At 63.3% G+C, this 23,988-nt stretch carries 20 protein-coding genes; 6 read left to right on the forward strand and 14 right to left on the reverse strand.

From position 1 onward, the window contains the following. Positions 1–62: 62 nt before the first annotated feature. Both JTF07_RS14805 and JTF07_RS14810 read right to left on the reverse strand, forming a co-directional pair. Complete coding sequence (locus tag JTF07_RS14805; protein ID WP_204234984.1) at positions 63–527, reverse strand: nucleoside deaminase; 465 nt, start codon at positions 525–527, stop codon at positions 63–65. A gap of 74 nt (positions 528–601) precedes the next feature. Next, positions 602–1,156: a tRNA adenosine deaminase-associated protein gene (locus tag JTF07_RS14810; protein ID WP_204234985.1), complete on the reverse strand. Its 555-nt coding sequence runs from the start codon at positions 1,154–1,156 to the stop codon at positions 602–604. Between the two features lie 78 nt (positions 1,157–1,234). On the opposite strand from JTF07_RS14810, the gene upp reads away from it, so the two are divergent. The 3 genes from upp to JTF07_RS14825 all read left to right on the forward strand — a co-directional run bounded on the left by upp (position 1,235) and on the right by JTF07_RS14825 (position 4,013). Further along, complete coding sequence (gene upp / locus JTF07_RS14815) at positions 1,235–1,873, forward strand: uracil phosphoribosyltransferase (protein WP_143922199.1); 639 nt, start codon at positions 1,235–1,237, stop codon at positions 1,871–1,873. 282 nt (positions 1,874–2,155) lie between these two features. Continuing rightward, positions 2,156–2,983, forward strand: coding sequence for a winged helix-turn-helix transcriptional regulator (locus tag JTF07_RS14820; RefSeq protein WP_204234986.1), 828 nt, complete (start codon positions 2,156–2,158; stop codon positions 2,981–2,983). Between the two features lie 88 nt (positions 2,984–3,071). Beyond that, entirely contained in the window at positions 3,072–4,013 is a 942-nt protein-coding gene (locus tag JTF07_RS14825; RefSeq protein WP_204234987.1) for an endonuclease/exonuclease/phosphatase family protein, read from the forward strand. A gap of 101 nt (positions 4,014–4,114) precedes the next feature. On the opposite strand, the gene JTF07_RS14830 is transcribed toward JTF07_RS14825, so the two are convergent. Further along, positions 4,115–5,302 (reverse strand): MarP family serine protease, encoded by a 1,188-nt coding sequence (locus JTF07_RS14830; protein ID WP_204235144.1) that lies wholly within the window; start codon positions 5,300–5,302, stop codon positions 4,115–4,117. A gap of 8 nt (positions 5,303–5,310) precedes the next feature. Continuing rightward, positions 5,311–7,002, reverse strand: coding sequence for a PrsW family intramembrane metalloprotease (locus tag JTF07_RS14835; protein ID WP_286672967.1), 1,692 nt, complete (start codon positions 7,000–7,002; stop codon positions 5,311–5,313). A gap of 383 nt (positions 7,003–7,385) precedes the next feature. On the opposite strand from JTF07_RS14835, the gene JTF07_RS14840 reads away from it, so the two are divergent. Continuing rightward, positions 7,386–9,332: an LPXTG cell wall anchor domain-containing protein gene (locus JTF07_RS14840; protein WP_204234988.1), complete on the forward strand. Its 1,947-nt coding sequence runs from the start codon at positions 7,386–7,388 to the stop codon at positions 9,330–9,332. A 77-nt stretch (positions 9,333–9,409) separates the two neighbouring features. Here the strand turns inward: JTF07_RS14840 and JTF07_RS14845 are convergent, their stop codons facing one another. Genes JTF07_RS14845 through JTF07_RS14870 form a run of 6 tightly spaced genes read right to left on the reverse strand, consistent with a single transcriptional unit; the run spans position 9,410 to position 15,822 of the window. Next, the gene (locus JTF07_RS14845) at positions 9,410–10,198 is read right to left on the reverse strand and encodes an HpcH/HpaI aldolase family protein (RefSeq protein ID WP_204234989.1); all 789 of its coding nucleotides are present in this window, start codon (positions 10,196–10,198) and stop codon (positions 9,410–9,412) included. Next, the gene (locus tag JTF07_RS14850) at positions 10,183–10,968 is read right to left on the reverse strand and encodes a 2-keto-4-pentenoate hydratase (protein WP_204234990.1); all 786 of its coding nucleotides are present in this window, start codon (positions 10,966–10,968) and stop codon (positions 10,183–10,185) included. The genes JTF07_RS14845 and JTF07_RS14850 overlap by 16 nt, the downstream gene beginning before the upstream one ends. Before the next feature lie 12 nt (positions 10,969–10,980). Next, on the reverse strand, positions 10,981–12,093 hold the full coding sequence (hpaD, locus tag JTF07_RS14855; protein WP_143922206.1) for a 3,4-dihydroxyphenylacetate 2,3-dioxygenase: 1,113 nt from the start codon (positions 12,091–12,093) through the stop codon (positions 10,981–10,983). Positions 12,094–12,104: 11 nt separating this feature from the next. Next, positions 12,105–13,610 carry a 5-carboxymethyl-2-hydroxymuconate semialdehyde dehydrogenase gene (gene hpaE / locus JTF07_RS14860; protein WP_204234991.1) on the reverse strand — a complete coding sequence of 502 codons (1,506 nt, stop codon included), beginning with the start codon at positions 13,608–13,610 and terminating at the stop codon, positions 12,105–12,107. Continuing rightward, positions 13,607–14,344 carry a GntR family transcriptional regulator gene (locus JTF07_RS14865; RefSeq protein WP_204234992.1) on the reverse strand — a complete coding sequence of 246 codons (738 nt, stop codon included), beginning with the start codon at positions 14,342–14,344 and terminating at the stop codon, positions 13,607–13,609. The genes hpaE and JTF07_RS14865 overlap by 4 nt, the downstream gene beginning before the upstream one ends. Continuing rightward, positions 14,341–15,822, reverse strand: a complete 1,482-nt coding sequence (locus JTF07_RS14870; RefSeq protein ID WP_204234993.1) for a fumarylacetoacetate hydrolase family protein — start codon at positions 15,820–15,822, stop codon at positions 14,341–14,343. Before JTF07_RS14870 ends, JTF07_RS14865 begins: the two co-directional genes overlap by 4 nt. A 171-nt stretch (positions 15,823–15,993) precedes the next feature. Between JTF07_RS14870 and JTF07_RS14875 the strand changes: the two genes are divergently transcribed. After that, entirely contained in the window at positions 15,994–17,337 is a 1,344-nt protein-coding gene (locus tag JTF07_RS14875) for an MFS transporter (RefSeq protein WP_204234994.1), read from the forward strand. 76 nt (positions 17,338–17,413) lie between these two features. Continuing rightward, positions 17,414–19,315 carry an FAD-binding monooxygenase gene (locus JTF07_RS14880; protein ID WP_204234995.1) on the forward strand — a complete coding sequence of 634 codons (1,902 nt, stop codon included), beginning with the start codon at positions 17,414–17,416 and terminating at the stop codon, positions 19,313–19,315. Positions 19,316–19,385: 70 nt separating this feature from the next. Here the strand turns inward: JTF07_RS14880 and JTF07_RS14885 are convergent, their stop codons facing one another. The 4 genes from JTF07_RS14885 to JTF07_RS14900 form a co-directional block, all read right to left on the reverse strand. Continuing rightward, the gene (locus JTF07_RS14885) at positions 19,386–19,898 is read right to left on the reverse strand and encodes a hypothetical protein (protein WP_204234996.1); all 513 of its coding nucleotides are present in this window, start codon (positions 19,896–19,898) and stop codon (positions 19,386–19,388) included. Between the two features lie 62 nt (positions 19,899–19,960). Then, positions 19,961–21,631, reverse strand: coding sequence for an HNH endonuclease (locus tag JTF07_RS14890; RefSeq protein WP_204234997.1), 1,671 nt, complete (start codon positions 21,629–21,631; stop codon positions 19,961–19,963). A gap of 53 nt (positions 21,632–21,684) precedes the next feature. After that, entirely contained in the window at positions 21,685–22,296 is a 612-nt protein-coding gene (gene udk, locus JTF07_RS14895) for a uridine kinase (protein WP_353843983.1), read from the reverse strand. Between the two features lie 94 nt (positions 22,297–22,390). Further along, positions 22,391–23,914: a transposase gene (locus JTF07_RS14900; protein WP_204234998.1), complete on the reverse strand. Its 1,524-nt coding sequence runs from the start codon at positions 23,912–23,914 to the stop codon at positions 22,391–22,393. Positions 23,915–23,988: the final 74 nt, after the last annotated feature.

The following is a 23,988-nucleotide window of genomic DNA, read 5'->3' on the forward strand; positions in this document are numbered from 1 at the left end:
ATTACAGTCAGCCCCAGGCGGCGTCCAAATCGAGTGGGCGTGACCTGAGCCACTGTGCCGACTCACTCCCTCGGCGCGCTTCGGCCACCGGGATCCACCCGTTTCGCGGCGAAGAAATCACTGAGCAGGTTCCGGCACTTCGTCGCCGCAACTCCGGAGTAGACCTCTGGGTGATGCAGTGCGGCGCGATCTCGCAGCAGATCCCAGACCGAACCGGCGGCTCCGGCCTTCTCATCGAAGGCTCCATAGACGACTCGCGCAACCCGCGACCCGACCACAGCCCCTGCACACATTGCGCAGGGCTCGAGGGTGACGACAAGGGTGGCGTCGTCGAGGCGCCACCGTCCGGTCGTCTCGGCGGCATTGCGCAGCGCCATGAGCTCGGCATGCCCGAGCGGATCCTGATCGACTTCGCGTCGGTTGTGACCGCGGCCGATCACCGCACCTTCACCGCTGAGCACCACAGCCCCGACGGGAACGTCGTCATGCGCACTCGCCAGCGCCGCCTCGGCGAGGGCGAGTGCCATCCAATCCTGGAAGTGCGCGTGGGCGCCGAAGCCGAGATCCGCACTCTCCTCCGGCGAAGACCCTTCCGGTGAATTCAGCGGGCGGCCTGGAGCTGATCGGCGAACCCGACGGTCTCACCGACATGGGCTACGACTCGGGCAGGGTCCGAGCGGTACTTCTCCACCTGCTCGATGAGGTCGGCAGCGAGGACTCCGCGGTCGGCGTAGATCTCGGCATCGCCGCCCCATTCGGCGTCGACGTCGAACTCGAGCATCGCAACCTCTTCATCCTCGTCATCGTCATCGGTCTCGGTGACCGCGTCGTCTTCGAGACCGAACTCTTCCTCCGGCTCGGCCTCGTAGGCATCGGGCTGCGAATCGAGGAAGTCGGCGAAGATCTCTGCGAAGGGGCTGAGCTCGACGGCACGCAGGTCAGACAGGAAGACGCGGATCTCGTTGTCCGTGCAGACTCGAACGAGGCCGAACCATTCGTCCTCGTGCTCGATGACCGCGACCGATTCGCCGTCTTCCGACCCGGCGGCCTGCATCATCTCGACAAGGCTGTCGAGATCCGAGGCATCCCGAACATCGACATCGAGCGCACGAAAACCATCGCTTGTTTCGGCAAGGATCTCAGTGAAGTAGGACATGCTCCTATTGTGACTCCTCGGCCGATCATTCACCACAGCTCCACGCGCGAAGATGAAAAGTTCCGTACCATTTCTCTTATGCGCCTTCATGTAGCCGATCACCCGCTCATCGCCCACAAACTCAGTGTCCTGCGTGACCAGAGCACGGATTCTGCTCGCTTCCGTCAGCTCACCGAGGAGCTCGTCATGCTCCTCGCCTACGAGGCCACCCGCTCAGTTGCGGTCGAGGACAAAGAGATCACGACCCCGGTCACGACGTTCACCGGCACCCGCCTGGCCGAACCGCGCCCGGTCGTCGTTCCGATCCTGCGCGCGGGCCTGGGCATGCTCGACGGCATGCTGCGCATCCTCCCCACCGCCGAAGTCGGTTTCTTGGGGATGGTCCGCGACGAGGAGACATTTGAGCCCAGCGCCTACGCAGATCGTCTGCCCGATGACCTCAGCGGTCGGCAGATCTTCGTCGTCGATCCGATGCTGGCAACGGGTGGGACCTTGGCCATGGCCATCGATTTCCTCCTCGCCCGAGGCGCAAGGGACGTCACAGCAGTCTGCCTCGTCAGTGCCCCAGAGGGCGTTGCGCGCATCGAGAAGGACTACGCGCAGTCGGCGGACGTCGAGATCTACACGGCGGCACTCGACGAGAAGCTCAACGAGAAGGGATACATCGTCCCCGGGCTCGGCGATGCCGGTGACCGAATGTACGGAATCGTCGACTGACCAAAACTGGATGACGCCGGATGACGATGAATTCGACGTCATATTTCGTCACACTCGTCTCATTTTCGAGCTTTCCTTTGCAACCGGCGAGTTTTGTGACAAATAATGAAGGCATGACTTCTTCGACGCACCCAAAGCGAATGTGTTCCGCAGGCATGTGTATGCCCTGCGTTCGTTGTCGGTGACCGTCCCTCCGCTGTCCGGCTTCGAACGAGTACACGCAGACTCCGCAGCGGACTCATTCAGTCACAACGGCCTGACAGGTCGAAGCAAAGGACAGCCATGTCGAATCCAGAACCAGCGTACGCACATCCACGCAGCGCAGCTGCCATCCGACGCGCAGGAGCCCGGTTGAGTGCAGTAGATCCGCAGAACCCGCCCCACACCTTCGGCCCCGCCGGCGTCGTGCCGTCTCCGAAGGCGGCCCGCGGAATCATCGTCTACGTCGGCCTTGATGAGTCCAAGGCGGCTGCCGATGGGACCAACCTCTCTGCAATCGCCGGTGAGCTGCAGGCCTACGCGAGGGAGCTGGCCTCCCAAGCCGAGACCCAAGCGGTCATCGCCCTGGCACCCGAGGGTCGCGGCAACGACATCGATGCCGTTCGTGCCGTGGCCAACGGCTCCCCCGCCGCCACGGGCACTCCAGCTGGATCACACGGCCCGGTCCGCTCGCGCATTCCCAACCGGATCCATCCGCCGACCCTGCGCCGTGAGTCCGAGCAGGGCATCGGCGAAGCCGCCCCCACCGGCGGCTTCGGATCCCGATTCGATGGGAACTTCCAGAACAGAACCGCCGAGCGCCTGCGCATCGACATCCCCCGCCGTGAGGTCCGCATCGACGGCGATCTCGTCGATGTCACCACCAAGGAATTCGACCTCCTGGCGACTCTCGTATCCCATGCCGATGCCACTCTGCCCCGTGAAGATCTCATCACTGCCGTCTGGTCGGGTGGCGAAGTCCCTGATGAGAGGACTGTTGACGTGCACATCCGACGCCTGCGCCGGCGTCTGGGAGAGTACTCTTCTGTGATTCGGACGATGAGAGGCTCCGGCTACCGCTATGACACTCACCCCGATGTCACGGTGTGGTCCGCGACCGCCCACCGGTGACTGATGCTCTTTTTTGGGCAAAAAAGTGAGCCACGTCGCATGGCCCGCCCAGCATGAGGACAGACTCAACGGTTAAGATTCTTAATCGATGAACGAGGACTATTCTCAACCCAGGAAAACGCATAGCCCAGCCAAGGGGATCACCGCACTGATCTTCGGCATCGCCTATGCCGCATTTCTTCTGCTCCACCACCTGCTGCCGACCAGGATGGGCATTGCGCTGCTCATCGAGAGCATTCTGCCGTGGACGGGAATCTTCCTTGCCCTGGTCCTGCTCATGTTCCTCATCCGCTTCTCGCTGCTCTCAGCCATCGGGTTTTTAGTGCCGACAGTGGTCTGGGCCTCGATGTTCGGCTCCGCGGTGATTCCAGCGAGCGACAAAGGCGACCCGGATATCACCGTCGCCACGCACAATGTGGGTGCCAGGTTGTCCGAGCCCACCGCAGCGGCGAAGAATCTCGTATCCGCTGACCCCGACATCGTCACGATTCAGGAGCTCGAGTCCCTGTCGGGCAAGATCATCCACAAGGAACTCGATTCCTCGTTCGAGCATTCGCAGGTCGTCGACACGATCGGCGTGTGGTCGAAATGGCCGATGTCCCCACCCGAAGAGGTGGACCTGGGCCTGCAGTGGCCTCGTGCCTTCGCCACAACCGTCTCCACAGACCACGGCGACATCAGGTTCTACTCCGTACACATGCCTTCGGTGCGACCTGGTCACGAAGCTATGCGCAATGCCGCAATCCGCAGGTTGGCCACAGAGGTCGAAACCGATGACGCCGAGCGTGTCATCGTGGCCGGTGACTTCAACACTGCAACGACGGATACAAATTTCTCGACCCTGTCTCCCCCACTTGAGGATACGCGGGTCGAAACCGGCGGCGGCTTCGGTTTCACTTGGCCTGCCCGCCTCCCCGTCACCCGGCTCGACCATGTTCTCTATCGCGGGTTCGAAGCCACCTCCGACGAGGTGCTCGACCGCGGCTCAAGTGACCACCGCGCCGTCCTCGCTGGCCTTGACGTGAAGTAGTTCGTCACAGCCTTGACGTGAAGTAGTACGTCACAGCCTTGACGTGAAGTAGTACGTCACAGCCTTGACGTGAAACAGTACTCGTCCGCCTGCGTGCTGCCTCAGCCGGTGCAGTGTCCTGTCGACTCCGGAGTCCGGTTCTGTGCTCCTGCTTGCAGCTCGTCGCTGATCTCCGCTCGCGTGAGGGCATACCCTGTCTCCTCATCGGTCGCGGACCTGGCGAAGACCATCCCCACCACGTCACCGTTCGCGTCGAGCAGCGGACCTCCCGAGTTTCCTTCGCGGACGATTCCACGCAGCGAATACACCTCGCGCACCACTGATCCCGAATCGTAGATGTCGAGACCGCGCGCGTCGATCTTCTCGCGCACTCGCGAAGGAGAGATCGTATAAGGCCCGTTCTGAGGGAATCCGGCGACAACTGAGTCATCTCCCGGTCCAAGCCCGCTGCCGAATTCGAGGGCGGGGGCATCGAGCTCGGGAACGCGCAGGACGGCCACGTCGGCCTCGGAGTCGAATTCCACCACCTCGGCGGAATACGGTCTGCCTTTCCCGCCGACCTGGACGGCGAGGTCCGTTGAGCCTGCAACGACGTGGGCGTTGGTGGCGATGAGTCCGTCGCTGAAGACGAACCCAGAACCCTCCGATCCTGTCGGGCAGGTGGTGGCAGTCGTCGTGACCTTGACGACGGATTCCTCCACACCACGACCGACGTCGACCATCGCAGAGTCGGGTTCTCCGACGCCGCGGATCTGCTCTGTCTGCCCCGAGAAGACTTGCGGGAAGCCTGTGGCCTCGAGGCCTTGGGAGATGTCGCCCAGAGCGATCTGCGAAGAGTACGGAATCGTCTTGTCAACGGCCGCTATCACCGTGGAGTCTGCGACCCATCGGTTCGGCTCGACCCACGGCGTGGTTCGAATGAAGCCCGCCGCCAGCCAGATGACGAGGACGTAGACGACGCCCGCGGTGACTGTGCCGCCGATCGAGTCGATGCCCTGCCCGAGCTCCGAGTCCATGGACCGTTTGATCCACACGCCGACCCCGTTGCCGGCGAAGGCGAACAGAACGCTGAGGACGAGCGGCATCGATGCGAGGAGGATGACGACACCGGGATTCTCCATGACCTGCGTGCCTTCGCTCAGGCGTTCGATCAGAGGTGAGAGCAGCCTGCCCACGATCCAGCCGACAACGAAGCCGGCGACGGTGGCGAGGCCGATGATGAAACCCTGGCGGAACCCGGAGAAGAGCGCAGCGATCCCCAGGACGATGATGACGACGTCGACGAGCATCACGAGACTCAGCGCACCACGCTTCCCGATGCGGCAAGAAGGCGATCGCGGGCGGAGGCGAACTTCTTCAGCTGGAAGCTCTCGATGTCACGTTCCTTCTGCCCGCCGACTCCGGCCAGGAGCCGCATGCGCGTGGTCGAGAGATCTCCGGAGGTGCGAATCATGGTGCGCATCTCTTCTTTGCCGCCGGGGAAGGAATCGGCCCAGCGCTTGCCGAATTTGCGTCCCTTCCAGGTTGCGAGCATGTCGACTTCGGAGTGAGTCATCCATCCCGTGTTCGCGTAGTCGCCGAGCATATTCTGTGTGTGGAGTCGCTCGCTGCGCCGCAGAAGTATCCCGAGCACAATCCAGCAAGTGGTGAATATGAAGCTGAGGACGATGAGACCGATGATCGACGCGATGCCGTTGATCTGGCCCAACCCGGTCATCGTGCCGTTCCAGACGGCGTGCAGAAGCATGCCGACGAGAAGGCCGGGCAGCCACATCAGGACAGTCGCCCACCATTTCCACTTGCGGGCAGCGAAGCCGATGGTCACACCAGCACAGGTGCAGAACACAGTGTGCAGCAGCGGTGAGCACAGGCAGCGGAGGATGAATGTTCCCAGGAGGTCCCCGCCGCTCTGTTCCCAGGCTCCGCCGAGGTAGAGGACGTTTTCGGTGAAGGCGAAGCCTGCGCCGATGAGGGCTCCGTAGACGAGTCCGTCGAGGGGACCTTCGAAGTGTCGCCGAGCGGCGAGGACGAGGACGACGAGCAGTACGGTCTTCGTCGTCTCTTCGACGATCGGGGCCTCGACGACTGCGCCGTAGGCATCGGGCAGACTTCCGACGCCGGCGAAATAGAGTGCGACCTTGCCGACGATGGAGAATACGAGCGTGAGGGTGACGGCAGCGACGGCGCCCCAGAGGAGGCAGAGGCCGAGGATGATCTTCGGCTGCGGTTTCCATCGGTCGAGCCAGAGCACATAGGCGATGATTCCGATCAGCGGTATCGCCGACAGCGCGACCAGGGCGAAGAGCCTGAGGCCGAAGCTCAGTCCCCCGAGAAGAGCGAGAACCAACAGCCCGATGAATAGCCCGACCACAGCAAGGATGGCGATGACCAGACGGATGATGTTGGCGGTCGACCCGGGCTCTTCCTCAGGCTGAGATTGGCGCACGGCGCCGGTCCATGGAGTCTCCGAAACCACCTGCTGAGGCGCCTGCAGGCGCGCGCGGACCCGCATCTCCTGGGTCACGGTCGGGGCGAACCGCGCCTGTTCGTAGACGCGTCCCGGCATCGGGGGCTGGCCATACATCTGTGCCTGGCCCTGCATCGGGGGCTGGCCCATCGGGGCGCCGAGGTGGGGGTGGCCCTGGCCTCGTGGCGCGGGGTTCATCCCCGGCTGGGGAATCTGCCGCGGCGGCGGCTGAGGGCCTGGACCCTGCGAACCGGGACCGGGCTGCTGCGGTCGCGGCCGAAACCGGTCGTTGTTCGGGCGCTGTGGCGGCGGACCGTGCATCGATGGCCCCTGTGGCGGCCCCTGCCTCGGCGCTTGCCCTTGCTGCGGCATCCCTTGCTGCGGCATCCCCTGCTGAGGCGGCACGTTGAGGTTCCGGGGGTCGGCGACCCGAGGCGGTTGCGCGCGCGGGGGCACGGAATTGCCCGGGTGCGCGTTCTGCTGCGAGTCGGGGCCGTTTCCGGGGCCCGCCTGATGCGACATATATCGTCCTTCTTGGTATGGAATTCACCGCCTCGCCAAGTTTACGGTCCAATGCTGACGTCAGGCCCAAAACGGTGTTGCCGTACCGCAACAGTTGCCGACTTTCGGTGGCCACTCAAGTTCGCTGCCATGTGGACGGGTCACCGTTATCGGCACCGCCTCGGCGAGGGATAACGGCCACAGAATCGTGCACTGCCTGCCCAATCTCAACGGCACCCATTGTGACCTGGAACGATGCCCCTCCGAGGTCTCGTTTTCCTGTCCACACCCCTGCTGCGATCGCCGTCGACTCATGTTCGTTTTCCTGTGGACGGCGTCGGGTGAATTCACAGGCAGATTTTCTGCTCTGGTCAGGCTCGACTCATCCAGCGTGGAATCGGGGTATGACTACTCGCAGACGCTTCACTCTCCGCTCCGCTCTCTTCATCGTGGTCCTGACTCTGGCATCTCTCATCGGGCTCGGTCCGGCCATGGCCCAAGGGCCGCCCTCCTCGCTTGGGGAGCTGCCGATGCTCAAGGCCAGTGACACCTATGGTCCGGGCATCTGGCATCACGCAGCGCAGGGCAAGACCTGGTACGGCTCCTACAGAACCTTCGATGATACGCAGGCGTACTGCATCGATGCCGGCAAGCAGTCGCCTCTGCCCAAGTACTTCACGAACTCGAAAGCGCAGAAGATCACGACCGCGCAGACCGCGTGGGCGCTGCACGAGTACTCCGGATCCGAATCGGCGGACGTGCAGGCGGCCTTGAGCGCATTGGCACGTCTGGATGAGGCGATCCCGCACGACCACAAGGTTCCACCGCGGGAGCCGGGCGACCTGGGAAAGAAATTCACAGGTGCTGCCAAGCAGTTCTCAAAGATCAGCGCCGAGGCGAAGAAGCTCGCGGGCCCCTATACCCTCGATGTCAGCTTGACCCCCGTCGTGGCCATGCCGGTGCTCGAGCCGTACGGCAAACAGGGACCCGAGGGCGGTGACTTCGAACGAGTCGATGACGATCAGGACGACGATGCGGGACCCCAGTTCCCCACGACGGATACAGTCACGCTCTCGGTGTCCTTGACCAGCTCCTCCGGCACTGCCGTGCCAGGAATTCCCATCACTCTCGACATCGACGGAACCGAGGACGCACCGAAGTCCCTGACCAGCGAGGTGAAACCCGTAGTCACCACCCTCAGACTCAAGGCTCCAGCCGCAGTCACGGCCAAGGCCTCAGCGAGTCTCGCTCCCGAGTCTGTCCTGCTCTACGAACCGCAGAAGACCAAACGTGTCCAACGCGTCATCACCCCTGATAAACCCGTCAAGATCTCTGCTCAGGCGAAGATCGACGTGACCTCGCAGCCTCGTGTGTCCACCGACATCTCTGACCAGAGTCCACAGCCCGGCGATTCGATCACCGACAAGTTCACTGTCTCCGGCCTGGTCGGCGACCATACGGTGACCGTCGAACATCAACTGTGGAAGACGGAATCGGCACCCGAAGCTGGGAAGAAGAACGACGACGCCGAGGTGATTGCAGAGGTGACGTCGGAGGACGTCGGCAACGGCACGCACCGTTCCGACGCGATCACAGTCCCGAAGAACTTCCACGGATGGCTGTACTTCACCGAGACCATCACCGGCGACGAGTCCACCAAGGAATGGAAGGGCGCCCACGGTCAGCCACGAGAGACAGGCTTTGTTCCCTGGACCCCTAATGCCGAGACGTCGGCGGTTCTTGAGGTCAACGCCGTCCACGACGAAGTCACGGTCAGCGGATTGCGCCCGGGCGGTGAAGCTGTGATCACGATGACGGCCTATCACTCAGAGTCAGAGCCGCGACAGTCGAAGGAAGCCAGCGGCACGAAGCTCCATTCTCAGGACATCACCCTTGTCGGAGACCACGATGGAAAGGCAACCGTGAGCTCAGAGCCTGTTGACATGCCCGTCGGCTGGGTCACCTATGTGACCACGATCCAGGGCAATGACGAGCACCAGAAGTGGACGAGCGACTGGGGCATCCCCGCTGAAACAGTGCACAGGCCGCCCGAAGAGACTCCGACGCTGCCACCCGAGGAGCCCACGACGCCACCTGCTCCACCAGAGGCGCCTGAAGTACCTGAGGCGCCAGCAGAACCACCGGTCGAACCTGTCGCTGACAAGCCTGCGCCGCCGGCAGGACCACCGGCCGAGCCCGTCGCTGACAAACCTGCGGCGCCGGCCCCACCGGCACAGCTGCCGCGGACGGGAACCTCTGGCAACGGAATGCTCATCGGTGCCGGGATCTGCCTCATCGGACTCGGAGCCACGGCGCTGCTCATCACCGGCAGCCGACGAAGCAAGGAGTAAGAAGAAGGGAGAAGAGCGGTGGCCCGGAGGACACACGTCCTTCGGGCCACCGCCACGCTGTTCAGCCGTTCAGCTGTTCAGTCGCGCACCCAGGTCTCCGCCCAGGCACGAGCGCCGTTCATCATCAGTCCGACGTCGGCACCGACGAGGACGAATGAGGCACCGGCGTCGAGGTATTTCCGTGCCTGTTCGGGATCGAAGGCATTGACGCCGACGAGTTTGCCGGCCGCCTTGACCGCATCGAAGGTCCGCAGCACCGCATCAGTGACATCGGGATGCGTCTGCTGCCCGAGCAGACCCATCGAAGCAGCAAGGTCAGAAGGCCCGACGAATACTGCATCGATTCCGTCGACTGCAGCGATCTGCGCCGCGTTGTCCACCGCCGTTGCCGATTCGATCTGCACGGTCAGGGACACGAGTTCCTCGGCCCGCGCGAGGTAGTTCGGCACCGCGTTCCAGCGGGAGGCCCGCGCCAGTGCCGATCCCACCCCACGCGCGCCGCGAGGTGGGTAGTACACGGAACGCACAGCCGCCTCGGCGTCGGCAGGGGTATCGATCATCGGCACGAGCAGATTCTGCGCACCGAGGTCGAGGTACTGCTTGATGAGAACCTGGTCGTTCACGGGCACCCGCACGACGGGCGTCGCGGGGTATCCGTTCATGGCCCGCAGCAGACTGGTCGTGGTTTCCAAGCCGATCGGCGAATGCTCGGCGTCGATGAGCACCCACTGCATCCCTGAGGCCGCGGCGATCTCTGCAGCTGCGGGCGAGCCGGAGCAGACCCACATTCCGGCAAGATACTCTCCGTCATCCAGCTCGGTCACGCGCTGGGTGAAGGTCTGCGGCAGCTCTACTCGAAACGACATGTGATGACTCCCAGATCTCCGTAGTCTGCGTGGACGGTGTCGCCCGGGCTGACCCACATAGGGCGGGTGAAGGACCCAGCCAGGACTGTCTCGCCGGCCTGAAGGACATCGCCGTGTTCGGCTAGTTTGTTCGCCAGCCACACGATTCCGCGGGCCGGGTGGTCGAGGACGGCGGCTGCGAGGCCGGAGTCCTCAACCGACTCATTGCGGTACAGCAGCGCACCGACCCGGCGCAGATCAATAGCGTCGACGGCCACCGGATTGCCGCCGAGGACCATGGCCCCCAACGCAGCGTTGTCGGAGATCGTGTCGACGATGGTGCGGCCTTCCATCTCGATCCGCGAGGACAGCACCTCAAGCGCCGGCACCACGTATTCGGTGGCGCGCAGCACATCGATGAGACTGATGCCTGGTCCGCGCAGCTCGTCCTTCAGCACGAAGGCGAGTTCGACCTCGACACGCACGCCCGAATACTGCGAGTGGTCGATGACCGAACCTGTGTCATAGACCTGGTCGGCGAAGATCGCACCGTAGTCGGGTTCGCTGATCCCCGTCGCCTGCTGCATCGGCTTCGAGGTCAGTCCGATCTTGTGTCCGATCAGTCTGCGCCCGGATGCTTCACCGCGGCGACGCCATTCATTCTGCACGGCGTAGGAGTCCTCGACGGTCATGTCGGGGTACGTGGTCGTGAGCAGACCGATCTTCGTCCGGTCCTTCTCCGCTTGCGCCAGATCGTCGGCGATTGCCGCGATCGTTGATTCATCGAGCATGTGCACGTCTCCTCAGAGCTGGTGGCCCAATTTGAACTCGTCTTCTCCGTCGTCAGCACCGGAATGCTCACCGAAGTTCGTCGTCGCGTCCTCACGGCGAGTGTAGGAGAACCCGTCGGCGCCGATCGTGACGTCCATTTCGGAGTCGTCGGTGCGCTGCGTCAGCGACACCGGGTTGCCCTCGAGGTCGAGGACCGTGGAGGCGTCGGTGTACCAGGAGGGCACGACCGGGTTGCCCCACCAGTCACGACGCTGGTTGTCGTGGACGTCCCAAGTCACTCGGGGGTTGTCGGGGTCGCCGGTGTAATAGTCCTGCGTGTAGATCTCGATCCGGTGACCGTCCGGGTCGCGCAGATAGAGGTAGAAGGCGTTCGAGACGCCGTGGCGACCCGGCCCGCGCTCGATTGCGTCGGACAGGCGCAGCGCACCGAGCTTGTCGCAGATGGCGAGGATGTTGTGCTTCTCGTGCGTGGCGAACGCGACGTGATGCATGCGCGGTCCGTCACCGCCGGTCATCGCGGTGTCGTGCACGGTGGGCTTGCGCCGCATCCACGCAGCGAAGACAGTGCCCTCGGAGTCCTGGATGTCCTCGGTGACGCGGAATCCCAGGTTCTCCATGTAGTCCACTGCCTTCGGCACGTCCGGGGTGACCTGGTTGAAGTGGTCGATACGCACGAGTGCACCCGGAGAGTAGAGGTCGTAGCGCCAGGCCAGACGTTCGACGTGGTCGACCTCATAGAAGAACTCGTAGGGGAAGCCGAGAGGATCCTGGACGCGCACCGAATCACCGATGCCGGCGACGAATCCCTCCTTCTTCCGCACAACCGGGCAGCCGAGTTCGCGGTAGTACGCCTCGGCGGCGTCGACGTCTTCGGGGCTGCGCACTCGGTAGGAGAATGCGGCCACAGCGGCAACCGGACCCTGGCGGAGGATCAGGTTGTGGTGGATGAACTCTTCCATGGATCGCAGGTAGACGGTGTTCTCGTCTTCCTCGGTGACCTGCAGGTCGAGCACATCGACGTAGAAGTCGCGCGACTTCTTCAGATCGGTGACGACGAGCTCCATGTAGGCGCACCGCAGAATGTCCGGGGCCGGAACTGTTGGGACTGGAATTGTTTGGGACATGTGGTTTCCTCTCACTGCTTCCCGAAGACTGGATTGTGGACCTCGCCGAGGTTGATGTGCACGGACTGCTGCTCCGTGTAGAAGTCAATCGACCGGTAGCCGCCCTCGTGGCCGAGGCCCGAAGCCTTGACACCGCCGAAGGGGGTGCGGAGGTCGCGGACGTTGTTCGAGTTCAGCCACACCATTCCGGATTCGACGGCCTGTGAGAAGTTGTGCGCCCGTTTGAGGTCGGAGGTCCAGATGTAGGCGGCCAGACCGTACCTGGTGTTGTTGGCCAGCTGCAGCGCCTCCTCATCAGACTTGAAGGGTGTGATCGCGACGACGGGCCCGAAGATCTCCTCCTGGAAGATCCGAGCGTCCGGGGTGACATCGGCGAACACGGTCGGCTCGACGAAGTTGCCGGTATCGAACCCTTCGGGGCGGCCGCCGCCGGCGACGAGGCGAGCTTCCTGCTTGCCGATTTCGACGTAGGACATGACCTTGTCGTAGTGCTCGGGGTGGACCAGTGCGGCCACCTCGGTGCTGGGATCCGACGGCAGGCCCACCTTCACTCGCTTGGCCTGGGCGGCGTAGCGCTCGACGAACTCGTCATAGACGGATTCTTCGACGAGGATGCGCGAGCCGGCGGTGCAGCGTTCGCCGTTGAGGGAGAAGACGCCGAAGACAGTGGCGTTGATCGCAGCGTCGAGGTCAGCATCGGCAAAGACGACGGCTGGTGACTTTCCGCCGAGCTCCATCGACAGGCCCTTGAGCCAAGGAGCAGCGTTGGCGAAGATCGTCTGCCCGGTAGTCGACTCACCGGTGAAGGAGATGAGCGGAACGTCAGGGTGCTTGACGAGGGAGTCTCCGGCGAAGCCCTCTTCGCCGAAGCCGTTGACCATGTTGAACACGCCCTTGGGCAGTCCGGCCTCTTCGAAGATGCCCGGCCACAGCGAGGCCGACAGCGGAGTGAATTCTGCAGGCTTGAGCACGACGGCGTTGCCGGTCGCGATGGCTGGAGCCAATTTCCAGGACTCGAGCATGAACGGCGTGTTCCACGGGGTGATGAGCCCGGCGACGCCGATGGGTTTGCGGTTGACGTAATTGGCCTGGCGTCCGGGAACCTTGAAGGCGTCATCGACCTGGGCGACGATGAGATCGGCGAAGAAGCGGAAGTTCTCCGCGGCTCGATTGGCCTGACCCTTGGCCTGTGTGATCGGCAGACCGGAGTCGAAGGACTCCATCTCGGCGAGTTCCTGGCTGCGGGTCTCGGCGATATCGGCGATCTTGTTGAGCACGCGGGCACGCTCACGTGGGAGCATCGAGGGCCACGGGCCTTCCTCGAAGGCCTGCTTGGCCGAGGCGACGGCTGCGTCGATGTCGGCCTTCTTGCCTGAAGCGGCCTTGATGTAGGGCTCGTTGGTCACCGGGTTGATGACGTCGAATTCCTCGCCGTCGATCGAATCGACGAACTCGCCGTTGATGTAGTGACGGATCTTCTCCGGCAGGTTCGCGGGAGTTGCAGTGGACTCGGTCATGACTTGTCCTCTTCTCTGTCGATGGTTCCTGTGCTTGCAGGGATATCTGGGGTTTTGGCTTGGGCTTCCTGGTAGCTGGCGAGGGTCGTTGAGCGGTGATTCCTCACGACTCGCTCGATCTCCTCCGCCGAGGCGCGGGCCCGGATGAGTGCGACGATCCTGGCGTGCTCGTCGACCGAACCCCGTGCCCGTTCGGGCACGAAGGAGAAGGTCGAGTTCCGCAGGTGCGCAAGACGGTCCCATTCGACGGCGACCAGGGTGTGCAGCCGTTCGTTCGGGCACCGTCGAAACAGTGCCGCATGGAATTCGTGATTGAGGCGGGTGAACTCGGTGGGATCGAAGTCGGCGAGCAGGTCACGCATGCGCTCATTGATCGCATCCGCCTCGGCGAGATCGTGCTCGTCCAGGAACTCAAGAGCCTGCGCGGTCGCGGCTCCCTCGAGGATCGCCACGGCCTCCATCGACTGGGCGTAGGAGCTCTGGTCGACCATGGCGACCCGAGCCCCGACATTGCGTTCGAAGGTCACGAGCCCATCGGCCTCGAGTCGGCGGATGGCCTCCCTGACCGGAACGACGGAGGTATCGAGCTCGAGAGCGATCTGAGCCAGCACCAGTTTGTGCCCGGGCTCGAAGGTCTGGTCCGCGATGCACTTGCGGATCCAACGGTAGGCCGTCTCCGCTTTGCTCAGTGAGCTGGGCTCCGCCGTTGCGTCGACGGCGTCAGCGGTGGTCATCGTGAGGCTTTCCAGGCTTCGAACTTCTCTTTCCATTCGCCCTTGGGCGGGAACAGCGACTCGATCGGGTTGCCGGCGGCCACCTGCTCGGCCACCCATCCGTCTTCGATCTCCTTCGTCAGCGCCGCCTCGGCGACTTCCTCAACGAGATCGCGTGGGATGACGATGACTCCGTCGTCGTCTCCGACGATCACGTCACCGGGCAGCACTGTGGCGTTTCCGCAGGCCACGGCCACGTCGGATTCCCACGGGACGTGCTTGCGCCCGAGTACGGCGGGATTCCTCGACGTTGAGAACACGGGGAGGATCCCGGCCACCTCGGCGGAGTCGCGGACTCCCCCGTCGGTGATGACGCCTGTCGCGCCCTGAGCCTTGGCCCGCAGCGCGAGCACGTCGCCGAGGGTTCCCGAGCCGGACTCACCGCGTGCTTCGATGACGACGACCTCACCGGACTGCAGAGAGTCGAAAGCCCGCTTCTGGGCGTTGTATCCGCCGCCGTGTGATGTGAACAGGTCCTCGCGGTTGGGCACGAAGCGCAGCGTCTTCGCGGTGCCCACGACCTTGCTTCCGGGCACGAGCGGGGAGACGCCTTCGATGACGACGTTGTTGAGTCCTCGTCCGCGCAGCTGCGCGGAGAGACCAGCGGTCGGAGCCTCAGTGAGCTTGGCGCGCAGGTCCTCACTCAGCGGACCGGTGGACGATTCCTCCGCTGCCAGACCAGCCTCCTCACGTGATCCCCAGGCGTCGGCCTGCAGCGCTTCGGTCACGGCTGGGATGCTGCCGAGGTTCGAGTCGAAGGCGCCCGGTCCCTCGACGACATTCGTGACGAGGCGACTCGAGCTGAGCTGTGATCCGGTGCTCGCCGAGGTGGTCGTGACTTCGACCTCGACGGTGTCCCCAGGTACCACAACGGTTGATCCTGCGGGAGTTCCGGTGAGGATGACGTCACCGGGCTCCAGGGTCATGTGCTGGCTGAGATCGGCGATGATCTGGGTCAGGGGGAAGATCAGCTGTGCGGCACTCGTGCCGTCGTCCTGCTTGACCTCGCCGTTGACCCAGGTGCGGATGCGCAGCGACTGAGGGTCAGCCTCGGCGGCGGGGATGATGTCGGGACCCAGCGGCGTGTAGCCGTCACGGCTCTTCGACCGCAGGTTCGACCCCTTGTCGGGGGATTTGATGTCGTAGAGGCCGAAGTCGTTGGACGCCGTCACTCCCTCGACGAAGGTCCAGGCCTCGTCGGGACTGACGGATCGGGCCGTGGTGCCGATGATGACCGCGATCTCGCCTTCGAAGGCAAGCAGCGATGTTCCGGCGGGACGCTCGATCGCCTCACCAGATGCGGCCAGGGAGCTGGTGGCCTTGAGGAAGTAGGACGGCTGGGACGGCCGTTTTCCGCGCTGGGCGGAGCGTGACTCGTACGCCACATGGACGGCAATGATCTTGCCCGGTCGGACTGGGACACCAGCTGGAGTCGACATCGATCTCGCACCTCATTTCGATTGGCTTTCACCCAGATCGTATATGATACGGTTCCGGAGGACAAGTAGTCCGCGTCACATGATTGAGGTCACGTCAGCGTTCCGATACCTGCGTCCTCCTCCCATGGGACAGCGGCACTAACGCAGGAGTCTCAATGCGACACAGGAGTCATGGTGGGTAAAAAGCACACCCAAGGTCGGGTGGCATTCGCGACCGTCGTCGGTACCAGCATCGAGTGGTACGACTACTTCCTCTACGCGGCTGCCTCTGGGCTGATCTTCAACGAGCTGTTCTTCGGCCCGCTGGGTTCGACTCTGTCGACCATGGTCGCCTTCGCCACCGTCGGCATCAGCTTCCTGTTCCGACCCCTGGGCGCCTTCCTGGCCGGACACTACGGCGACAAGCTGGGGCGACGGGTCGTCCTCATCATCACACTCATCGCTATGGGGGCCGCCACCGCTCTGATCGGCTTCCTGCCGACCTACGATTCGATCGGCATCGCCGCTCCCATCCTCCTCATCGTCCTGCGCATCATCCAGGGCGTCTCGGCCGGCGGCGAGTGGGGTGGAGCGGTTCTTCTCGCCGTCGAGCACGCGGAGCCCAAGCATCGCGGACTGCGCGGATCCTTCCCGCAGATCGGCGTCTCCATCGGACTCATCCTCTCCTCGGGCGTGCTCGCGCTCATGACCACGATCGCACCTGGAGAGGCCTTCCTCGAGTGGGGCTGGCGGGTGCCGTTCTTCCTCTCGATCCTGCTCGTCGCCGTGGGCTACTGGATCCGCCGCGGGGTCGAAGAGTCCCCGGTCTTCCACGAGATCGCCGAGCGCAAGGAGCAGGTGACCAACCCTCTGGGTAAACTGCTCAAGAGCCACTGGCTGCTCGTCATCCTGGCCTCGCTGCTCTTCGTCGGCAATAATGCCGCCGGCTACATGACCACCGGCGGCTACATCCAGAACTACGCCACGGACCCAACCGGACCGGTCGGGCTCGATCGCGGTCCCGTACTCTGGGCGGTCTCCGCCTCGGCGGTGTCATGGCTGATCTTCACGATCATCGCCGGCTCCGTCTCGGACAAGATCGGTCGCAGGAACACCTATCTGCTGGGCTGGATGCTGCTGCTGATCGGCATCTTCTCACTCTTCCCACTGGTCAACACCGGCAGCATCTGGATGCTCTTCCTGGGACTGATCATCCTCACCGTCGGGCTCGGATTCACCTACGGGCAGCAACCGGCGATGTATGCCGAGATCTTCCCCTCCAGCGTGCGATTCTCCGGTGTCTCGGTCTCCTATGCGATCGGGTCGATCCTGGGCGGAGCCTTTGCTCCCACGATCGCAAAAGCACTGGTGGCCTCCACCGGCACAACCACCTCGGTGGCCATCTACCTGGCCATCATCACGCTCATATCTCTGGCCGCAACCTTGGCCCTGCGTGACCGTTCGCGCATCCCGCTGGGTCCCGACCACGAGGAGGAGCAGTCAGTGAGCCCGATCATAGGCATTGGCTCAAGATGACCTGAGTAACACAAGATCGTATATGAACTGCTAATATTGGAAAGTCACGAAGACGTGTGATGAACCGGAGGTTGACATGCATTTTCACCAGCACGGCTATGTGTCCGCAGACCCGCGGATCGAAGCTGCAGCAGGTTACGGAATCGATCGCCCACAGGACCTGCCCGATGAGGTCGATGTCCTCATCGTCGGCAGCGGCCCGGCGGGCATGGTCGCGGCGGCACAGCTGTCTCAGTATCCCGAGGTCAACACCCGGATGATCGAGAAGCGGGACTCACGACTGGTCATCGGTCAGGCCGATGGCATCCAGGCCCGATCGGTCGAGACCTTCCAGGCGTTCGGATTCGCCGAGGAGATCATCCGCGAGGGCTATCACATCATCGACATGTCCTTCTGGAACCCGGACCCGGAGAACCCCGAGCACATCATCCGCACGGGACGGCCGAAGGACGATGAGACCGGAATCAGCGAGTTCCCCCACCTCATCGTCAACCAGGCTCGCGTCCTCGACTACTTCGCTCAGTTCGCCAAGCAGTCCCCTGGACGCGTCGAGCCCGACTACGGCATCGAATTCGTCGATCTGGCGGTCGACGGCGACACCGGTTCCGATCACCCGGTGACGGTGACAGTTCGCTATACCGCGGGAGCGCGCGCAGGCGAAGAGCGCACGATCCGCGCCGGTTATGTCGTGGGCTGCGACGGAGCCCGCTCGGGCGTACGCAGGTCGATCGGTCGCACGATGACCGGAGACCAGGCGAATCACGCCTGGGGCGTCATGGATGTGCTCGCCAACTCCGACTTCCCCGATATCCGCAATAAATGCGCCATCTCCTCCAAGCATGGCAACATCCTTCACATCCCCCGCGAGGGCGGGCACCTGTTCCGCATGTACGTCGACCTCGGCGAGGTCCCAGAGGACGATGCACGCAAGGTGCGGCAGACGAGCGTCGACGAGATCATCGATCGCGCGAACGCCATCATCAAGCCCTACAGCATCGACGTGAAGAACGTCGCCTGGCACAGTGTCTACGAGGTCGGACACCGGCTCACCGATGCCTTCGACGACACCGACGACACGACTCCCGGATCACCATGTCCGCGCGTGTTCATCACCGGCGATGCCTGCCACACACACTCGGCGAAGGCCGGTCAGGGCATGAACGTATCGATGCAGGACGGGTTCAACATCTCGTGGAAGCTCGGCCAGGTGCTGTCCGGACGATCCTCACAGGAGCTGCTGCGGACCTATTCCGCCGAGCGTCAGGTCACGGCGAAGAACCTCATCGACTTCGACAAAGAATGGTCGACGCTGATGGCCACTCCGCAGGAGGAGCTGCCGGATGAGACCTACCTGCAGGACTTCTATGTCAAGACCGCTGAGTTCCCGGCAGGGTTCATGACCGAATACACCGAGTCGATGATCACCGCGTCCACCGCGCACCAGGAGCTGGCCACCGGCTTCCCTGTGGGCAAGAGGTTCAAGTCTGCTCGGGTCCAGCGCAACTGCGACGCCAACTACATCCACCTCGGCCACAGGGCACGGGCCGACGGCCGCTGGCGCGTCTATGTCTTCGCCGATGCTCCGGCACCGGGTAGCAGCGCTTCGTCCAAGGTCACCCAGTTGGCCGACTGGCTCAACGCGGATCCGGCCTCGCCGTTGGTCAAGTACCGTCGTGCAGGTGAGGACCTCGACAGCCTCCTCGAGCTCAGCGTCATCTACCAGCAGGGACACACCGAGTTCTCCTTCCCCGATGTGCCGACGGTCTTCCGTCCGCATGTGGGCGAGTTCGACCTTGAGTATGTGGAGAAGATCTACGCGACGCTGGCCGATGAGGACATCTTCGACGTGCGCGGCATCAGCCGTGACGGTGCCGTGGTCGTGGTCCGTCCTGATCAGTACGTATCGGGCATCTTCCCGTTGGATGCCCATGATGAGATCGGCAGCTTCTTCGACGGAGTGTTCGTCTCCGAACAGTGACGTCTCGGCTCCACCGACGCCGACGTCCCTCCAGTGTGGGCATACCTCACTTGGAGAGGCGTCGGCGTTGTCATGACTGTCGCCTCGGACGAGATCTGACAGCAGACCATCCGGTGATCCCCGCTGCGCCAAGCGCAGAAGCTCCCACCAAACCTACGACGAAGCCGAAGTCAGGGAGTGCGACTTCCATGCCACCCGTCGGCATTCCCTCAGCAGTCTGACCGTCCCATATCAGAGATGGCGGGTTGAGAGCGGTGAAGACGAGAACGATGATGAGGATCGCGGCGATGATCATCGCTGCGCCAGACCACCAGCGCGAGATCCCGAAGAGCAGCGGGAGAATCGAGAAGACGACCACCAACAGCCAGACTGCGAAGAATCCTGGAACAGCAGTCGTCGGATCAAATGGGATCTCCCCCATCGACGTGATCCTGATCCTCGGCCCGACATCGTTTCCGCTGTCGAGGACGGGCACGAAGATCGTGATCACCCACGCGGCGACAGTGACCAGCGGCAAGAGTGTCGCAATCCGGCGCAAGCGCGTCGTTCGGGGTCCGTGCGAGTTGCCATCGTCAACATTCATACTCTGAATCCTGCGTCGAAACGTGATGTCAGCCGTGTCGGATTTGTTGCAGTCTCAGCACGTCATCCGACGTCGAGCGTCCTTGAGCGCAGCGCCTCCTCAATTGTGCTTCCCGGCGAAGTCTCCGGCACACGCCGCCGGCCAGTCGGCCGAGATCGCCCAGGTCCAAGGGACCGGGGGCGGTATCTCAGACTCAACTTCGGCGGAAGGCGCAGAGGATCGACTACCTTCGCAATCTCGGCGGTCTCGCAATCGATGCTCTCCCCTGCTGGCGCCGCTGCCACGAACTTCCTGGCTTCCGAGGCCGAGATCGGGAGGAACGGCAGCTCCACCTCGCGTTCGTCGACGTCGCCCGGCTCCGAATCGGTATCAGGCGGGTCTCTCTGCGGTTCGAGCAGCCCAGCGAGTTGCAGCCGCCAATCGTCGGCGGCGTTCGCATCCGGTGGTGCCGTACCGGGGCGTGGGTATCTCATTCGTCTGACGAACGGAGGTGTTGCCGCTTCGTAGTCGAGGCCGCTCGGTGTGGTGACCTTCAAACCCTGAGCCGTGGCCTCGTGCATCCACCCCGGGTGTTCCTTGGCATAGTTGCAGGCTGCGCACAGTCCCGAGCCGTTCTCCCACGAGGTCACTCCCCCGGATGCATATCCTTCGGCGTGATCGGCGTGCTTGATCCTGGCATCGCACCACGGCGTCCGGCACACGTCATCGCGGTAGACGACCATCTGCCTGAGCAATCCGGTGAAGGAACGCGAGCGTGATTCCATGCCCACCAGCTGGCCATCGGTGACCTGAGTGAACATGCGGCGGATGAAGACCTCCGCCTCATTTGCGGCGATGAAGCTGCGAGCCGTCTTGGCAGGCAGGGGGCCGAATCCGGGCAGCCACGCGGGAACCATACCGTCGGAGAACAGGGATTCCGCCTCGACGACCAGGTGGACTTCGGTGGGAACTGCCTCGGCACCTGCCTGACCGGTGAGCCGCTCGACGAAGGTATCGGCCATGAGCTGATTGTGCCTGCGCCCCTGTGCCGTCCCGGCCGCCAGAGCTGAATCTGTCGCCTCTCGCAGTCCTTCATGGACCGCGACTGCCTGTTGGATGGGCAGAATCGCAGAGACACGTCCCATCCCGTCGTCGAGCGGAGTCATCGTCACACGCCGATTGGCTGTTGCCCTCTTCACTCGTTCGGCAGCGGCTTCGTCATTCATCTCTTCTGCCAGGGCTCGCGCTTCGGTCCGCAGACTCCGCAGTCCCGATGGCCCCATACTCGATTTCATCCGAGTGTCGACCTTGCGTCGGTCGGCGGAAGGCAGGCATGCTGTCTCGTCGACCATGATGCGTGCCTTGTCCTCGGAGATCTCACCCGAGGACAGTGCCTTGAATGTGTTGGGCAATTCGCCGACGATGGTACGCGAGACTGAGAGGAACTTCCGACCGCTGCCTGGGGAGACTCTCTTCGCCAAGGCGATCTCCTCGGCAGCGTGGATACCGCAGTCGCGGTCCGGGACCTGGTTGAGCACATCTCGACGCCGACGCAGCACCTCGAAGGCCACGGCTTCGGTCGACTGCACGGAAGCAATCGTCGCTTTGAGGGACTCAAGTGCGCCGATCCGAGCGAGCGCTGCGGACTCGGTCACCGCAGACGCGCCACCACGCAGCATGGAGGCGAAGCGGTCGATCTCAGCGAGCAGATCATGATCCGCCGGTGGCGTCTCCGGAACGATGGTCGCGTCCATGTCAGTACACTACGAGTCGCTACTGACACGAGATCTCTCAATCAATCAGGAAACTAACCGACGTCCCTCTGAATTCGGTTGAGCACCATGTCCATGGCCACGATGTTGTGCCCACCATCAGGGATGATGATGTCTGCATTGCGCTTCGAAGGCTCGACGTAGAGTTCATGCATCGGCTTGACAGTTCCCAGATACTGGTCCTCGACCGACTGCAGGGTGCGGCCTCGTTCGACGACATCCCGCTTGATCCGTCGCAGCAGACGAACATCGGCGTCCGTGTCGACGAAGAGTTTGATGTCCAGCAGTTCGCAGATCCGGGGCTCTGCGAAGATGAGGATTCCCTCGACGATGATCACCGGCGATGGTTGGACCAGCGTCGTGCGATCGCTGCGATTGTGGATCGAGAAGTCATAGACCGGGCTCTCGACCGATCGCGAGGACCGCAGTGCGCGCAGGTGCTCGACGAAGAGGTCGTTGTCGAAGGCGTCGAGATCGTCGTAGTTGACCTTCTCCCGTTCTTCGTAGGTCAGTTCGTCTCGCCGCCGATAGTAGTTGTCGTGAAACAGCACCGAGGGTGGGCCCGCGCACTTGTCCAGCAGCGCCTGGGTCAAGGTCGTCTTTCCGCTGCCGGTGCCACCGGCCACGCCTACAATCAAGGTCTCCACGTTTCAACTATCCCTCTCGGCTGTGCGGACTCAAGCACTGACTTTCCCCAAATTTATACCAGTCACCCTCGCCGAGGTTGTCCGGCGGGGCCGTTCAACGCCGCCGGGTGAGCTGTGCCCAGAGGTCCTGGTCGAACCTGCGGCGAGCAAAAAGCCCAGCCATGTGCCTGACCGCGTTGTCGACCTTGCCCCGCCAGGCGCTCACAGCGGTGTCGGCATCCCCCAGCGACAGCGCCTTGAAGATGGCACGGTCGTCGATGAGGATGCGATCGCTGGCCGGTGAGTAGTCAAGCTGCAGCACAGAGATGAACAGACGCAGACGCAGCGTCAGGGCTTCGAAGGCGCGTGTGCTCTGCCGCAGCCCGGAGGCACGAGCCAGTTCCTGCTGGAAGTGGAGGTCGGCGTCCTCGACGTCGATGCCGCTCTTCGTCGCCGCCGATGCCTCCACCTGCCGCAGCGCCAGCTGCACCGGCACGAAGTAGCGTTTCGGCCGGAGCGCCAGAGACCGCAGCAGAACCTCCCCCACCGCCATACGCCCGGCATAGAGGTCGAGCACGTCGAGGGTGGTGATCAGCGGAATTCTCGAACCACCACGTGAGCCGTCAAGCAGCTTGTCATCGACCATGCGCCGGAGCGCGGCATCCACCGACGATCGGGGCACCTGCATACGGCGTGACAGGAGACGCGGGTTGATTCTGTCCCCGGGCTCATAGCCGGAGTCGATGATCTCCTCTCGCAGCGCGATCGCCAGATGCTCGGTGATGGATCGAGTCTCCTTCGGCAGCCACGAAGAGATCTCCATTGAGTCAGAAATCATGGAACTTCTCCGAGGGTCTGCTTGACTCGACTGCCGCCACATCACGCCTTCGAAACCATGCCGCACGCGAGCTGCGAGCATGTCGAGCAGAGACCCGGGAATATCGCGGCAGGCTGCGAGGGCAGATTTCGCGTCATCGAGAAACTCGGCGAACTCACGGTGGACGGCGATGTTCGCGCTCTCGGACGTACCGCTCGTCTCTCCGAAGGGATCGAAGACGACGAAGCGCTCGCGGTCGCCGCCTGCCTGCAGCAGCTCGAGCATCGCCGCCGCATCGGTCTGGCGGTGCTCACTGTCGAATCGCTGCGGCCAATGTCGGACCCCTGCCGAACGCAGACCGGCCACGATGCCGGCGATGCGGCGCTGAACCCGCCGCGCCGAGACTGCGCTCGCACCTCCACCTCGTTGATCGGCAACGCGAATGCCGATGATGACCAAGGGGAATCCTCCCGCGACGACGGTGATCTCATCGCCGCCGTGCACCTGATCCCGCGGCACGGTCATCCCCCTCATCGCACGGGAGACGATGCTCTGGCTCAGGCCAGTGGCATCGGCCAGCGCCCGGGTCGAATAGTCCTTCCCCGAGATCCTCGCCCCTGCCGTGCTCACCAGCGCTTCCACCACCTGATCGGCCGTGCTCTGGATCTGCGGACGGCCGCTTCGGGGACGATCCTCGAGATCGGATCTCACCAACCACCGACGCAGACTCGACGGTGAGACGTCCAGCTCAGCTGCCACCTCGGCGATGGAGGATGAGGCCGTCCTGGCCACGGCATCACGACGCATCTCTGAGGAATACATCACGCCATTCTAGTACTTCTGACTCAACTATGTCTGCGATTGGTCACGAGCCCTTCACCCCGTATTCTCTCCGG

Origin of the sequence: Brevibacterium sp. RIT 803, assembly GCF_016892625.1 — a bacterium.
Classification (GTDB): Bacteria; Actinomycetota; Actinomycetes; order Actinomycetales; family Brevibacteriaceae; genus Brevibacterium.

What these genes read in the sequence shown, in the direction of transcription:
- JTF07_RS14805 (WP_204234984.1), bottom strand. Translation starts at nt 527, where the DNA reads ATGGCACTCGCCCTCGCCGAGGCGGCGCTGGCGAGTGCGCATGACGAC.
- JTF07_RS14810 (WP_204234985.1), bottom strand. Translation starts at nt 1,156, where the DNA reads ATGTCCTACTTCACTGAGATCCTTGCCGAAACAAGCGATGGTTTTCGT.
- upp (WP_143922199.1), top strand. Translation starts at nt 1,235, where the DNA reads ATGCGCCTTCATGTAGCCGATCACCCGCTCATCGCCCACAAACTCAGT.
- JTF07_RS14820 (WP_204234986.1), top strand. Translation starts at nt 2,156, where the DNA reads ATGTCGAATCCAGAACCAGCGTACGCACATCCACGCAGCGCAGCTGCC.
- JTF07_RS14825 (WP_204234987.1), top strand. Translation starts at nt 3,072, where the DNA reads ATGAACGAGGACTATTCTCAACCCAGGAAAACGCATAGCCCAGCCAAG.
- JTF07_RS14830 (WP_204235144.1), bottom strand. Translation starts at nt 5,302, where the DNA reads ATGCTCGTCGACGTCGTCATCATCGTCCTGGGGATCGCTGCGCTCTTC.
- JTF07_RS14835 (WP_286672967.1), bottom strand. Translation starts at nt 7,002, where the DNA reads ATGTCGCATCAGGCGGGCCCCGGAAACGGCCCCGACTCGCAGCAGAAC.
- JTF07_RS14840 (WP_204234988.1), top strand. Translation starts at nt 7,386, where the DNA reads ATGACTACTCGCAGACGCTTCACTCTCCGCTCCGCTCTCTTCATCGTG.
- JTF07_RS14845 (WP_204234989.1), bottom strand. Translation starts at nt 10,198, where the DNA reads ATGTCGTTTCGAGTAGAGCTGCCGCAGACCTTCACCCAGCGCGTGACC.
- JTF07_RS14850 (WP_204234990.1), bottom strand. Translation starts at nt 10,968, where the DNA reads ATGCTCGATGAATCAACGATCGCGGCAATCGCCGACGATCTGGCGCAA.
- hpaD (WP_143922206.1), bottom strand. Translation starts at nt 12,093, where the DNA reads ATGTCCCAAACAATTCCAGTCCCAACAGTTCCGGCCCCGGACATTCTG.
- hpaE (WP_204234991.1), bottom strand. Translation starts at nt 13,610, where the DNA reads ATGACCGAGTCCACTGCAACTCCCGCGAACCTGCCGGAGAAGATCCGT.
- JTF07_RS14865 (WP_204234992.1), bottom strand. Translation starts at nt 14,344, where the DNA reads ATGACCACCGCTGACGCCGTCGACGCAACGGCGGAGCCCAGCTCACTG.
- JTF07_RS14870 (WP_204234993.1), bottom strand. Translation starts at nt 15,822, where the DNA reads ATGTCGACTCCAGCTGGTGTCCCAGTCCGACCGGGCAAGATCATTGCC.
- JTF07_RS14875 (WP_204234994.1), top strand. Translation starts at nt 15,994, where the DNA reads ATGGTGGGTAAAAAGCACACCCAAGGTCGGGTGGCATTCGCGACCGTC.
- JTF07_RS14880 (WP_204234995.1), top strand. Translation starts at nt 17,414, where the DNA reads ATGCATTTTCACCAGCACGGCTATGTGTCCGCAGACCCGCGGATCGAA.
- JTF07_RS14885 (WP_204234996.1), bottom strand. Translation starts at nt 19,898, where the DNA reads ATGAATGTTGACGATGGCAACTCGCACGGACCCCGAACGACGCGCTTG.
- JTF07_RS14890 (WP_204234997.1), bottom strand. Translation starts at nt 21,631, where the DNA reads ATGGACGCGACCATCGTTCCGGAGACGCCACCGGCGGATCATGATCTG.
- JTF07_RS14900 (WP_204234998.1), bottom strand. Translation starts at nt 23,914, where the DNA reads ATGTATTCCTCAGAGATGCGTCGTGATGCCGTGGCCAGGACGGCCTCA.